Below are 12,765 nucleotides of genomic sequence, written 5' to 3'. Positions count from 1 at the left end.
GCTTGGAAGGACAGACCTACTTTCTGATTTCGGTACGGCCGCCCATATAAGGCTGCAAGGCCTTTGGAATGCCCACGGAACCGTCTTCGCGCTGGTAGTTTTCCAGGATGGCTACCAAAGTTCTTCCCACGGCCAGGGCAGAGCCGTTCAGCGTGTGAACGAACTGAGGTTTGCCACCGGCACTGCGGAAGCGGATGTTCGCGCGACGAGCCTGGAAGTCCTCGAAGTTAGAGCAAGAGCTGATCTCACGATACGCATTCTGGCCCGGCAACCAAACTTCCAGATCATAAGTTTTCGCGGATCCAAAGCCCATGTCTCCGGTGCACAGAAGCACACGGCGGAACGGCAGCTCCAGATCAATTAAGATCTGCTCTGCATGGGACGTCAAAGCCTCATGAACTTCGTGGGACTTGTCCGGATGAGCAAATACCATCAATTCAACCTTGTCGAACTGGTGCTGACGAATCAGACCTTTGGTGTCGCGACCTGCAGACCCCGCTTCAGAACGGAAGCACGGAGAATAAGCACAGAAGCTTTGAGGCAGATCTTTTTCATCCAGGATTTCGTTATTGTAGTAGTTCGTCACCGGTACTTCCGCCGTTGGAATCAGATACAGGTCAGAACCTTCCAGATGGAAAACGTCCTCTTTGAATTTTGGGAAGTTCCCAGTGCCCAACAAGCTGTTGCTGTTCACCATGAACGGAGGAATCATTTCGGTGTAACCATGTTTCATGGAGTGTTTATCCATCATGAACTGGATCAACGCGCGCTCCATTTGCGCCGCCGCCCCTTTCAGGAAGGCAAAACGAGTGCCCGTGGTTTTACCAGCACGCTCAAAATCAATGATGTTCAGCGCTTCCCCCAGTTCCCAGTGTTCTTTGGCTTTGAAAGAAAACTTGGTCGGAGTGCCAACAACTTTGATCTCTTTATTGTCTTTTTCAGAAGAACCCACCGGCACAGAAGAATGCGGCTTGTTCGGGATCACCAATGCCAGGTTTGTCACCTGCTGATCGGCTTCCGCAGCCTTGGCTTCAAGTTCTTTCACCTGAGTTTTCAAAACATCCACTTCTGCCAAAATTGCAGAAGCATCGCCACCTTCGCGTTTGATTTTACCAATCTCACCACTGAGTTTGTTTTGGTTGGCCTTGGCCGTCTCAGCCAGAGTGATCAGTTCTTTGCGCTTTTTATTGAGCTCCATGATCTGCTCAAGCACTTCTGTGGAAGCCCCACGATTTACAAGCCCTTGCTTGTACTCATCATAGTAAGAGGTCCCGTTCTCAGCTTTCTTTTCCAGAAGTTTAATATCAATCATCTCAATTTCCTTTGACTCAACAACACCCCTTAAGGGGCAACAAGTATATACATTCTTAGCAACATGACGACAAGGACGCAGATCAGGTCAAAAATTAAAATCTGACCGATGCTCCAGTTCGCAAGAATCTTCATCAGCGCAGCAACAACCACAACCATTACGAACAACAATGCAAATGTGCCATAGCCCATCAGCTCTTGTCCGATCAGTGCCAAGGTCAAACCCAGAACAAGCCCGGTCACCAAGCGCAGTAAAATATGAAACAGTGAGATTGTGGATGACTTAACACCCTCCTGAGCGCTGCTTGCCAGCCCCCGCATTTTGTCGCCGATTCCCATGGCTTATTCCTCCGTTGTCCGTCCTAGTTGCCAAGTCTCATCATTTTCGCTTCTATTTCAGCACGATCTAATGCGTTTGGCGAGAGTCCCAAATATTTATTATAAGCTTGCGCCGCAGAGCGAGTATCGCCCTTCATCTCATAGATGGCACCCTGTTCACGATAGATTTCGGCATAACCACTTTCCCGGGCGGAGGCCAGGGCAAGCATGTCCTCTGCCACATCCAAGGAACCGGACTGACGATAACACTGGGCTGACTTGACATAGATGTCCGCCCCTTGAGGACGAAGCTTCATGGCCGTTGAATACTCTGCCGCACATTCCGCATACTGACGGCGGGCCGTATAGACTTCCGCCGCCAACACATAAGAATCAGCCACATTGGGATTGAGTTTCTTTTCGGCCTTCGAGGCCTCTAAGGCCGTGACAAAATCACCTGAGGCAAAGGCTGCCTTGCCAATATAGTAATGGGTTCGCGGATAGTTGGGATTCAGTCTTTGCACGCGCTTAAACTGCTGGATGGCTTCCTCAAATCGGCTGGTTTCCAGATACAGCTTACCGGCTTGGAACAAAGCCTCTCCGTCCGTAGGATCCAGAACCGCCGCACTTAAGAAGGCCTTCAGCGCCCGGTCATTCAGACCCAGGGCTTTTTCACTTTCACCCAAACCCAACCAAGCTTTTTTACTGCGTGGATCGGCTTCGGCTGCGCGCTCGTAAATCTCTTTGGCTTGGCTGTAGCGGTCTTCTGATTTATAAACTTCCGCCAAAGCAATCCTGTAATCCATGGTGTAAGAGAATCTTTTGATCAGCTCATTCAGATAAGTAATTCCCGAATCCACACCGTTAGTTTGCGCCAGCATCTTGGCGTAAGTAATCTGCGCCTCAGGGTTGGTGGCATCAATCTCAACCGCTTTGGTCGCATAGCGAATCGCGTCCTTCGCGGCATTTTCTTTGCGTTCGATTTCTTTCTTATTAATAGGCACAATGGAACGAGCTAGCAACCCATTGGCTTTAGACAGCAGAATGAAAGTCTCAATATCCCCATCATAAGCTTTCGCCGCCCGAAGAGCATAATTGATCGTTCCGACCATATTGTTTTTACGGAATTCCAACTGAGCCAATCCCCGCAAAACTTCATAGTTGTTCGGAGCAATTCGCATCGCATTGGTCAGAATCTGCAACGCCCCGACAAAATCAAAGCGCTGAGACATATAGTCCGCCTGCAGAACATAAGCAGATACTAGCTTGGGCTCTGCCTTGATGGATTTATTCAACCACTCGATGGCTTCAAAACTTTGGTTCAATTGCCACAGGGCTTTGGCCGCCTTCATCGCGGCTGTTCCGTTTTTAGGATCAGCTTCGAAAGCCGCCTTGAATTCAGCCTGCGCCGCCAGGAAGTCCCCTTGGCGCACGTACTGGTCCCCCAAATACAGCAATTCATTGTTTCGGCCTTTTTCGCCTTTGATCTTGTCACTTCCACCCAGTCGGATCACCAACTGGCGAAGCTCGCCGTTATTCGGATTTAACGTAAAGGCCTTCTGAGCAATTTCCAGAGCCTTCTTCTTTTCCCCACGCAAAACAAAGATCTCTGCCAAGGCCCCATAACCTTCAGCCTCGATCAAGGAAGGAATGCGACCTTTGGATTCCAATGCTGAATTCAGCAGAGCATAGGCGGTATCGGACTTTTTGAAGCCTTTATACTCGACAAGTCCGGCGGCGACCTTGGCTTCTTTATGTTTTGGATTCTTGGTCAGCACATTGCGGAAGATCGTGGCCGACGCCGTGAAATCCCCTTGTTGGTAAAGCACTTCCGCCAATGCCACCTGCGGATCAAGCCATTTTTCCCAAAGCTGAGTGGCTTTTTCAAAGTAAGGCACAGCATTCATAAAGTCTTTTTCACCAGCAAGAAGTTCGGCCTTGAAGCTATACAAAACCGGCAAAAGCGAAAACGGTTCCGAGCTTTCCAAGGTGGCTTCGATCGCTCCTTTGGCCTCTTTGTATCGTCCTGCTGTCATCAGCTTCACCGCTTCACAGACTTGCCCGAAAGGACTCACCACATTCAGCGCCCGCGTGGCCTGGGTCACTGAGGCAATCGTTCTGACATCCTGAGCATCCTGAACCGCAAACGGCCACAACTCGTAATACACCACACACAGCAAAGCCCGCACTTCGATATTCATCGGCGCGCCTTCGATAATGCTGACAAGTTTATTTTGCGCAGATACGTAAGATTCAAAAGTGTCCTGTTCCATCGCAAACAGGGCTTCGTTCAGTTTTTCCTTAACCGCTTGATCCGACAATGTCGCGCCAGCTTTTCCTGGAGCTAACAAATGAATCTTGGAGCCATCGGCAGGTCCCGTATCCCAAAGCAACCACACACCCAATACGATCACCACCGCCAGAATCAACGCTGGAATTTTCAAGGATTTTTGCAGCTCTCCTTTTTCCATGTTCTTCACATTGGAAAGCTCAATCACAGAACTCGATTTGTCTCCGCCAGAAGGGACCGAAGCGATCTTCGCTGCCGGAGGCACATAAGCTGGCGTATCCAAAACATCAATCTGCTGCAAAAGAGGTTTTTGAGTTGGAGGCGGGGGATTAAAACCATTGGTGCTGTTGGTATCCGCCGCAGGCTTGGACGGACGGGGAGCTTGAACGATCACCGTTTCAGCTTCCATCTTCTGAGCTTTTTTGGGATCGACATCAACGATGCCTTCCAAGGCCTCCAGAAGTTTATCGTAGAACGCAGGTTCCTTGGAAATCAAAGTCCACTGACCATCAGGCAAGCGCGAGATCATTTCCTGACCGGAAAATACACCCTCACCAATCATGCGAAGAATGGCTTCCGTAGAGTAAGGTCCCTTGACCTGACCCTTTCTAGTTTTAACAACCCAAGTTACCTGTATGCGTGACATAGACACTTGATTATATTGTGGTTTTTAACAAAGGACTATGTCGCCGTCGGGACCGTCTCAAGGTCTGTGCTTTGGTCAAGGAAGATGGTTCCAGAATAGAACCTAAAACCCATAATGGAATTACCTCTGGTTCCGATTTGAGTTTGGCACTCGCTTTAATCACACCTCAAATCGAATATAAGCCGTTTTCACGACTGTCTCATATTGGCACAGCCTTTGCTTTATAAGACATCGTTAGATCGTGATTTGGGGAGTTAATAGTGATCCGAAACGCATTGATAGCAGTTTACATCTTGGTAGTTCTCGCGATTTCAGCAGTGGCTCGCGCGGGTGTACTTCCAAACAATGCACTCGGTGAAGAAGTTGGTGTTTCTGACCTTCAAAACTATAACTTCAAAACTCACACTGGCGAAGTTGTGGCGTTGGCTGACGGCACCCTTGTTTTAACAATGGCTGATCAGCAAACTTTCTTCGTATTGAAGTCACAGTTCGACCTAACACCTTATATTGGTTCTAAAGTTATGATGAGCGGTATTGAACTTGAGCATCAACTTGCTCCCAACTTCGAACTTGAAACTGTGGACCCCCTCCCTGGTTTCGGTTCTGGGAACAAAACGGTCGTCTTCTTTGTGTTTGGTATCAGCGAAGCTACTTTGTAGTTTCATGTCATTAAGTCTCAGCCCCATCCCCTCCGCGGGCTGAGACTGTTCTTTTTTTCTCTTAAAAGGCCTACGGATCCCCCTCCTTGTAGGCCTTTTTCTTTTTTAAAAGTTCCACTTTCTAAATTCAAATGCCATGGTAAATACCATGAACCGATTCATTCTATATTTCTCATTCTTTTTTGTTTCCCTGAATACACACGCTGCGGAAGTCAGTATCACCATGGATGACTTCAATGTTCATGAAGAAACCCTTCTTCCAGCTGATAAGCGAAATGAACAGATCCTTGCCGTACTTAAAAAGCACAAGATCAAAGCCACACTGTTTGTGACCTGCAAACATCTGCACAACGAAGCAGACAAAAGGCTTCTAGCCGCCTGGTCGCAGCAGGGCCACACGATCGGCAACCATACCGTCAATCACCGTCGCTTCGACAACAAAGTCACCGCCGATGAAGAAATCAGCGAGATTCATCAATGTGAAGATCAGCTTAAATCAGAAAAGAACTTTCAAAAGATTTTCCGTTTCCCCATGCTCGCTGAAGGGGACACTGTCGAAAAAAGGGACGCTGTCAGATCCTGGCTAAAAAAGAACAACTACAAGTTGGGACATGTGACAATTGATGCTTCAGACTGGTATGTCGATCGCAGGTTGCGTGACAAACTGGAAAAGGATCCAAATTTTGATCTGAAGAAATTCAAAGAATTCTATTTGCAACACATGTGGGAGCGGGCGCAATTCTACAACGAGCTTTCCAAAAAGGTCGTTGGCCGCGAGGTTAAACATACTTTACTTGTGCATTTCAATTTATTGAATGCTTTGTTTTTGGATGATCTGATTCAGATGTTTAAAGACCGTGGCTGGACAGTGATTGATTCAAAAGCCGCCTTTAAGGATTCTATTTTTGAAAAACTCCCCAACAGCATGCCCTCCGGACAAAGCCTGATCTGGGCACTGGCAAAAGAAAGCGGGAAGTTTGAATCTGAACTCAGATATCCTGGTGAAAACGACACCTACGAAAAAGATAAGATGGATGCCCTGGGCCTCTAGAGTCCCAAAAAACAAAAGCCCTGATTTCTCAGGGCTTTTTTATTATTCAATTCTTCTGATGTTCGCACCCAAGGAAGACAGCTTGTCTTCCAGCTTTTCATAACCACGATCCAAGTGATAAATGCGGCTGACAACGGTTTCACCCGAAGCCACAAGACCCGCAAGAACCAAGGAAGCACTTGCACGCAAGTCTGTCGCCATCACCGGCGCACCTGTCAACTGACCTGGGTTGCCACGAACAACTGCCACGCGTGTTTTTGGAGTTATATCAGAACCCAAGCGGCACAGCTCGGTCACGTGCATGAAACGGTTTTCAAATACAGTTTCAGTGATCACACTGGTTCCATGCGCCACTGTCATCAACGCCATGAACTGCGCTTGAAGATCTGTCGGGAACAAGGGGTGAGGCGCTGTTGTAACATCCACGGCTTCCCATTTTTCACAAGGGAAGACGGTCATGGTGTCTTTGGTAGTTTCGATTTTGAAACCTGCTTCGCGCATTTTCAGAATCAAAGCTTCCAGATGAGCTGGCACACACTTCGTCACGGTCACTTGACCTTTGGTGATCGCTCCGGCAATCAGCAAAGTTCCCGCTTCAATACGATCCGGCATGATGGAGTGCTTAGCAGGCTTCAGTTGCTCTACACCTTCAATGCGGATCACGCTGGTTCCATGGCCTGTGATCTTCGCGCCCATTTTATTCAGGTACTCTGCAAGATCCACGATCTCTGGCTCTTTTGCGGCATTCTCAAGGACAGTCACGCCCTTTGCCAATGTCGCCGCCATCATCACGTTCTCGGTTCCACCCACAGTCACAGTTTCAAACAAGAAAGTTGAACCCTGTAGTTTTGGAGAGCCCGCATGAACGTAGCCTTCTTTTTGAGTGATGGTGGCGCCCAGAGCTTTGAAACCATCCAAGTGCAGGTCAATCGGACGACTGCCGATCGCACATCCGCCCGGCTGGGAAACAACAGCTTCACCGTATTTTGCCAGCATCGGTCCCATACACAGAAAGCTTGCGCGCATTTTGCGAACAAGATCATAAGAAGCTTCAAAAGAAGAAGGTTTGCTCACTGTCACGTGGAATTCATCGCCCACCCACTTCGTCTCACAACCCAAGCTGTTCAGAAGTTCAGAGGTGGATTCGATGTCCTTCAGCTTGGGCATGTTTGTGAAAACGTGTGTGCCTTCTGCAAGAAGAGTTGAAAACAAAATTGGAAGAGCAGCGTTCTTCGCACCACTCGTAGCGACAGTACCTTTTAGTGGGCCATTGCCCGTAACGACCATTTTATCCATGTGTTTCTCCGCGGATGACTCTATCATGCCCAGAAAGATCTTTGATGACACTGATTTCGTTAAATATTTTTAAGCTATCATAGGACTGCTTCATCGCGGCCCCTTGGCTCATTCCCATTTCCATCAGCATCAGACCGGGCTTCCTTAGGTAGGGGGCAAAAGCTGCCGACCATGCCTTTAATAGTGCCAAGCCGTCTTCTTCCGCATAAAGCGCGGAATTGGGTTCATATTTTTTTACGTTTTCTTCAACTTGAGGATCATTCTGTGCAATATACGGTGGGTTGGAAACCAACACGTCGATCTGTGCTTTGCCGGCAAAGTCCTTGTAAGCCGACATAACCGCATCCACATCTCCGGCATCACAGTTCACAAACTGCACCCGGTCTGCCACACCCAGGGCTTCGGCGTTTCTTTTCGCTGTTTCCACCGCACCAGCGGAAAGATCCACAGCGATAAGTTTGGCCTGTGGATATTCCTTCAAAAGGCTCAAACCAATGCAACCAGAACCACAGCCAAGATCCACAAAGCCCCAAGGCTGATCTTTATCTTGCGCCCATGCTAGTACATCTTCGATGATATGCTCAGTTTCGGGGCGGGGAATCAGGACGTTTGAGTTCACTTCAAAACGATGACCAAAGAAATCACGATAGCCCAGGACATAGGCCACAGGTTCTCCGGCCGCGCGACGGCGCACCAGTTCGCGCAGAACTGCCAGTTCTTCGTCCTTCATCGGCTGATCAAAGCGCAGATAAAGCTGAATGCGTTCCAACTTCAGGCCGTGGGCCAAAAGCAGTTCCGCATCCAAACGTGGAGTATCGATTTTTTTGTCTTTGAAGAAAGCTGTGGTTTTATCGAGTATTTCTTTTAGTTTCATTCATTAAGCAGAGACTTGTTTTTTAAGTGCCTCTGCTTGGAAGTTAGCAATGAGTGGGTCAATCAGCAACTCAAATGAACCGCCCATAACCTGATCCAGCTGATGGATCGTCAAACCGATGCGGTGATCGGTGATACGGGTCTGAGGGAAGTTATAGGTGCGGATGCGCTCTGAACGATCGCCCGTACCAATTTGCTCCAAACGAACGTCGGAAGCCTCTTTACGGGCCTTATCGTCCTCGATCTGCTGCAGTTTTGCGTAAAGGATCTGGAAAGCACGCTCACGGTTGCTTGACTGTGACTTACCTTCCTGACATTTCACGTCGATACCGGTCGGCAAATGCACGACACGAACCGCAGATTCCGTTCTGTTCACCGACTGACCGCCGGAGCCTTGAGAACGCATGGTCTCAATACGCACATCAGACATCGGGATCTTGATTTCAGAAACTTCCACCTCTGGAATCACCGCCACCGTCACTGTAGAGGTATGAATACGGCCCGCCGCCTCGGTTTTCGGAACACGCTGAACGCGGTGAACACCAGATTCGTACTTCATTTTACTGAAAACAGAATCCCCAGTGATGCTGGCAATGATCTCTTTTGCTCCGCCGGCGTTACCTTCAGAGAAAGAAATCATTTCCACTTTCCATCCTTGCGTGGAGGCATAGTGAACATAACCACGGAAAAGTTCGTCAGCAAAAAGGGCGGCCTCATCCCCACCGGCACCCGCACGGATCTCAAGAATGGTATTCTTGTCGTCATTTGGATCTCGGGGAATCAACGCAATCTTTAGCTGCTGTTCCAACTCAGGCAGACTGGCTTCCAGCTCTTTCACCTCTTCACGGATCAACTCACGCATTTCTGCGTCTTGTTCTGCCGTCAGAAGTTCTTTGCTGGCCTTCAGGTTTTCAGTTTTCTTTTTGTAGTCGCGATAAACCAGAACAATCTTTTCCAGATTCCCAAGCTCTTTCATCAACGCACGATACTGCGTCTGATTAGAGGCAATGTCCGGTCTTTGAAGAGCCATATTGACTTCTTCGTAACGAGATTCAACTGCGTCTAACTTCGAGAACATGAAGAGCTCCTGCTCATGCTGAGATGGAAAATGACTGTGGCTGAAAACGAAAATGCGGCTCGAACTTTGAACCGCATTTCATACAAGAACGTCCCCCGAACGGAGGTCTGAAATTTACTTCTTGCCGTAACGTTTTTTGAAACGATCGATACGACCTTCAGTATCCATCACACGTTGCTTACCAGTGAAGAACGGGTGAGATGCAGAAGAGATCTCAACTTTGATAAGAGGATATTCTTTACCGTCTTCCCATTTAACAGTTTCGGAAGAGTGAAGAGTAGATGTTCCCAAGAAAGCGAAATCGCAAGAGATATCTTTAAATACAACAGTATTTACTTTTGGATGTAGGTTTTGTTTCATGACCTGATTCCTTCTAAATAATTTAACCTATGGGTCTTAAGCTGTAAGGATGTAACATACTGACTACCCCGTGTCGAGCATAAATCGCTGATTTTATTAGCATCTCCTGCCCCTCCCGGCGAACCCCAGTGTTTCTATAAAAACATGTAATTACATATACTTATATTAAATAAAACATCTCGCTGTATGGGTTTTTCGGATTTCCAAGCTCCCCGTAAATCAGGACCTCTCAGGCGAGAATGCTTCCTTTGTATTTTGGCTCGAAGCCTTGGGGATTGTTGAGAGGGGCCTTTGAGCCACCTACCCTTGATGCACCAACAAGGAGGTATTTCATGAAATTCTTGGTCCCGTTCGCGGCCATTTTGACCCTGTCCCATGTGGCGTCGGCAGAAAGTATCTATTGCACATTCACTGAGCCCTTCCTTTCTGTGTCCTATAATTCAGACACCAATAAAGTGAAGGTCGAATCCCCTGATCAGGGAACTTTGGAAGTCCCTGGCAAAGTCACATTTGATAAGGGTGGCATCATCACGATCACCACCGAAGGCATCAACCACAAACTGGCTGTGAATACGACCAAAGAAGGCTCTGATGGTATGTCTGATTTTGTCTATCCATTTGAAGGCGTTATTGACGATAGCCTCTATGGTGGTTGCGAAACAGACGCTCTCAAAAAAGGCGAACCAGCCCCTCAGCCACAACCGGAGCCTCAACCACAGCCGGAGCCCCAACCACAACCTCAGCCATAGAAAACAAAAAGGGAGTCTTACGACTCCCTTTTCTTTTTTCACATCTAGGATGAAACTTAACCTGGGCCGGACATTGCTTTGAGGAAGTCCGTATTGGTTTTTGTGCCTTCAACTTTATCGATCAGGAATTCCATCGCGTCGATAACGTTCATTGGCGCCAAAACTTTTCTCAGGATCCACAGACGGTTCAGGTCTGCTTTATCAACCAACAAGTCCTCTTTACGAGTACCTGATTTGTTGATGTCCATGCAAGGGAAGATACGTTTTTCCATAAGCTTACGATCCAAGTGGATCTCGGCATTACCAGTACCTTTAAATTCCTCGAAGATAACCTCATCCATACGAGAACCCGTATCGATCAACGCTGTTGCGATGATAGTCAAAGATCCACCTTCTTCGATGTTACGAGCCGCACCGAAGAAACGTTTTGGTTTGTGAAGGGCGTTGGAATCCACACCACCCGACAAGATTTTTCCAGAAGGAGGAACAACCGTGTTGTAAGCGCGCGCCAAACGAGTGATGGAATCAAGCAAGATCACCACGTCGTGCTTGTGCTCAACCAGACGTTTTGCTTTTTCGATAACCATCTCTGCAACTTGAACGTGGCGAGTTGGTGGCTCATCGAATGTTGACGATACAACTTCACCTTTTACAGTACGTTGCATGTCAGTCACCTCTTCCGGACGTTCATCGATCAGAAGAACGATCAATTTTACTTCCGGATGATTGTGCGTGATCGCATTGGCAATTTGCTGCATCAAAACGGTTTTACCCGTTCTTGGTGGCGCGACAATCAAGGCACGCTGACCTTTGCCAAGCGGAGCCATCAAATCCACAACACGCGTGGTGTATTCACCAGGGCTGTGTTCCAGTTTCAGGCGCTCGTTTGGATAAAGCGGCGTCAAGTTGTCGAACAGGATTTTATCTTTACCGTTTTCAGTGGTCTCGAAGTTCAGAGAATCCACTTTCAACAATGCAAAGTAACGCTCGCCATCTTTCGGTGGACGAACTGTGCCCGTAACCGTGTCACCGGTTCTTAGGCCGAAACGACGGATCTGGGATGGAGAAACGTAGATATCATCCGGACCTGGAAGATAGTTGTAATCCGGAGAACGCAAGAAACCGTAACCGTCCGGAAGGATTTCCAGAACGCCAGAACCATAAATGTCCTGACCCAGTTTCGCGGCACGTTTCAGAATTTCGAAGATCATGTCCTGACGGCGAAGACCGGCAGCGTTTTCGATTTTCAGTTTATTCGCAAGCTCTGTCAGCTGCGTGATGTTTTTTGATTTCAAGTCCTTGGATGACAACCAGGTTTTTTCCTCGTCCGTCAAAGAGATGTCTGCCAAATCCACTTCCTGGGCCTGAGCCGGCATTGTGGAGTGAGCATCATCACCCATTGGCTGACCTTCATCACGATTACGGTCATTTCTGAAATCACGACGTGGGTTGTTATTGCGATCATGGCGGTGACCACCGCGATCATTTCTGTCGCCACGGTCGTTACGATCACCACGGTCACCACGATCATTGCGGTCACGGTTGTCTCGATTGTGCGGGCGGAAATCACGGCGTTGATTGTTTTGCTGGGGTCTGTCTTGGCGCGCTTCTGGAGCGGCAGCTTGAGGAGCTGCTGGCGGAGGTGTTGGTGTATTTTCAGAAGCTGCTGGGGCCGCAGGGGCCGCTTCGGCTGCAGGTGCTGGAGAAGCCGCTGCAGGAGGGGGGGCTGAGGTTTCTTCCGTCGTCGTACTTTTTGCGGTACGAGTACGTTTTTTCACCTCAACGCCTTGTTGATCTTTAGGTTCAGACAAACAAATTCTCCTTGTAGGATTTTAATCAGAAAAAAGAGCGATAATTAAAAGGGAGCTGATCCGATTGGATTCGTGCTTACGTTATGAACACACTGTCCTAGAGCCGCCCCCCGCTTGTCAACCGGAAAACCTGTCCCGAATTGATTCAGAGGGCCCGGAAAACAGAAATATGTTCATAATGTCTTAAGCTTATACGATTTTCGAGTTTTATAAAAATTAAGCTATTTCAGGTGTTTAAATATGAGTCTATGACGTCCAGTTTTCTAAAAAGTAACCTGATTTTTTAAAAATGGGGCCTGTTGGCTATTAATTTTTGGTTTGTA

General features: G+C 48.1%; 11 protein-coding genes. 3 read left to right on the top strand and 8 right to left on the bottom strand.

Annotated features, from left to right (window positions below; genetic code table 11):
• Positions 1–16: 16 nt before the first annotated feature.
• The 3 genes from serS to ACES2G_RS00340 are packed head-to-tail and all read right to left on the bottom strand — an operon-like array spanning position 17 to position 4,565.
• Positions 17–1,312 carry a serine--tRNA ligase gene (gene serS / locus ACES2G_RS00350; protein WP_374000979.1) on the bottom strand — a complete coding sequence of 432 codons (1,296 nt, stop codon included), beginning with the start codon at positions 1,310–1,312 and terminating at the stop codon, positions 17–19.
• Positions 1,313–1,341: 29 nt separating this feature from the next.
• Positions 1,342–1,650 carry a hypothetical protein gene (locus ACES2G_RS00345; protein ID WP_347359458.1) on the bottom strand — a complete coding sequence of 103 codons (309 nt, stop codon included), beginning with the start codon at positions 1,648–1,650 and terminating at the stop codon, positions 1,342–1,344.
• 23 nt (positions 1,651–1,673) lie between these two features.
• Positions 1,674–4,565 (bottom strand): tetratricopeptide repeat protein, encoded by a 2,892-nt coding sequence (locus tag ACES2G_RS00340; protein ID WP_374000978.1) that lies wholly within the window; start codon positions 4,563–4,565, stop codon positions 1,674–1,676.
• A gap of 260 nt (positions 4,566–4,825) precedes the next feature.
• Between ACES2G_RS00340 and ACES2G_RS00335 the strand changes: the two genes are divergently transcribed.
• Positions 4,826–5,224 carry a hypothetical protein gene (locus ACES2G_RS00335; protein WP_374000977.1) on the top strand — a complete coding sequence of 133 codons (399 nt, stop codon included), beginning with the start codon at positions 4,826–4,828 and terminating at the stop codon, positions 5,222–5,224.
• A gap of 148 nt (positions 5,225–5,372) precedes the next feature.
• Positions 5,373–6,275, top strand: a complete 903-nt coding sequence (locus ACES2G_RS00330; RefSeq protein ID WP_374000975.1) for a polysaccharide deacetylase family protein — start codon at positions 5,373–5,375, stop codon at positions 6,273–6,275.
• A gap of 42 nt (positions 6,276–6,317) precedes the next feature.
• Here the strand turns inward: ACES2G_RS00330 and murA are convergent, their stop codons facing one another.
• From murA to ACES2G_RS00310, 4 genes are all read right to left on the bottom strand, one after another.
• A complete protein-coding gene (gene murA / locus ACES2G_RS00325) occupies positions 6,318–7,571 on the bottom strand; it encodes a UDP-N-acetylglucosamine 1-carboxyvinyltransferase (protein ID WP_347359462.1) in 1,254 nt (417 codons plus the stop codon).
• Positions 7,564–8,445, bottom strand: coding sequence for a peptide chain release factor N(5)-glutamine methyltransferase (gene prmC, locus ACES2G_RS00320; protein WP_347359463.1), 882 nt, complete (start codon positions 8,443–8,445; stop codon positions 7,564–7,566). Before prmC ends, murA begins: the two co-directional genes overlap by 8 nt.
• Positions 8,446–8,448: 3 nt before the next feature.
• Positions 8,449–9,522, bottom strand: coding sequence for a peptide chain release factor 1 (gene prfA, locus ACES2G_RS00315; RefSeq protein ID WP_347359464.1), 1,074 nt, complete (start codon positions 9,520–9,522; stop codon positions 8,449–8,451).
• Between the two features lie 114 nt (positions 9,523–9,636).
• Positions 9,637–9,882: a type B 50S ribosomal protein L31 gene (locus tag ACES2G_RS00310; RefSeq protein WP_374000974.1), complete on the bottom strand. Its 246-nt coding sequence runs from the start codon at positions 9,880–9,882 to the stop codon at positions 9,637–9,639.
• 332 nt (positions 9,883–10,214) lie between these two features.
• Here ACES2G_RS00310 and ACES2G_RS00305 point away from each other — a divergent pair, with 332 nt between their 5' ends.
• Entirely contained in the window at positions 10,215–10,631 is a 417-nt protein-coding gene (locus ACES2G_RS00305; protein ID WP_374000973.1) for a hypothetical protein, read from the top strand.
• 56 nt (positions 10,632–10,687) lie between these two features.
• Here ACES2G_RS00305 and rho read toward each other — a convergent pair whose 3' ends face one another.
• Entirely contained in the window at positions 10,688–12,442 is a 1,755-nt protein-coding gene (gene rho / locus ACES2G_RS00300; RefSeq protein ID WP_374000972.1) for a transcription termination factor Rho, read from the bottom strand.
• Positions 12,443–12,765: the final 323 nt, after the last annotated feature.

The sequence above is a fragment of the Bdellovibrio bacteriovorus genome (assembly GCF_041888015.1).
Lineage (GTDB): Bacteria > Bdellovibrionota > Bdellovibrionia > Bdellovibrionales > Bdellovibrionaceae > Bdellovibrio.
This window is presented reverse-complemented; position numbering and strand designations above follow the sequence as displayed.

Bases quoted from the DNA above. Each gene is read 5' to 3' on its own strand.
- murA (WP_347359462.1), bottom strand. From the start codon at position 7,571: ATGGATAAAATGGTCGTTACGGGCAATGGCCCACTAAAAGGTACTGTC.
- ACES2G_RS00310 (WP_374000974.1), bottom strand. From the start codon at position 9,882: ATGAAACAAAACCTACATCCAAAAGTAAATACTGTTGTATTTAAAGAT.
- ACES2G_RS00330 (WP_374000975.1), top strand. From the start codon at position 5,373: ATGAACCGATTCATTCTATATTTCTCATTCTTTTTTGTTTCCCTGAAT.
- ACES2G_RS00340 (WP_374000978.1), bottom strand. From the start codon at position 4,565: ATGTCACGCATACAGGTAACTTGGGTTGTTAAAACTAGAAAGGGTCAG.
- ACES2G_RS00305 (WP_374000973.1), top strand. From the start codon at position 10,215: ATGAAATTCTTGGTCCCGTTCGCGGCCATTTTGACCCTGTCCCATGTG.
- prmC (WP_347359463.1), bottom strand. From the start codon at position 8,445: ATGAAACTAAAAGAAATACTCGATAAAACCACAGCTTTCTTCAAAGAC.
- prfA (WP_347359464.1), bottom strand. From the start codon at position 9,522: ATGTTCTCGAAGTTAGACGCAGTTGAATCTCGTTACGAAGAAGTCAAT.
- ACES2G_RS00345 (WP_347359458.1), bottom strand. From the start codon at position 1,650: ATGGGAATCGGCGACAAAATGCGGGGGCTGGCAAGCAGCGCTCAGGAG.
- serS (WP_374000979.1), bottom strand. From the start codon at position 1,312: ATGATTGATATTAAACTTCTGGAAAAGAAAGCTGAGAACGGGACCTCT.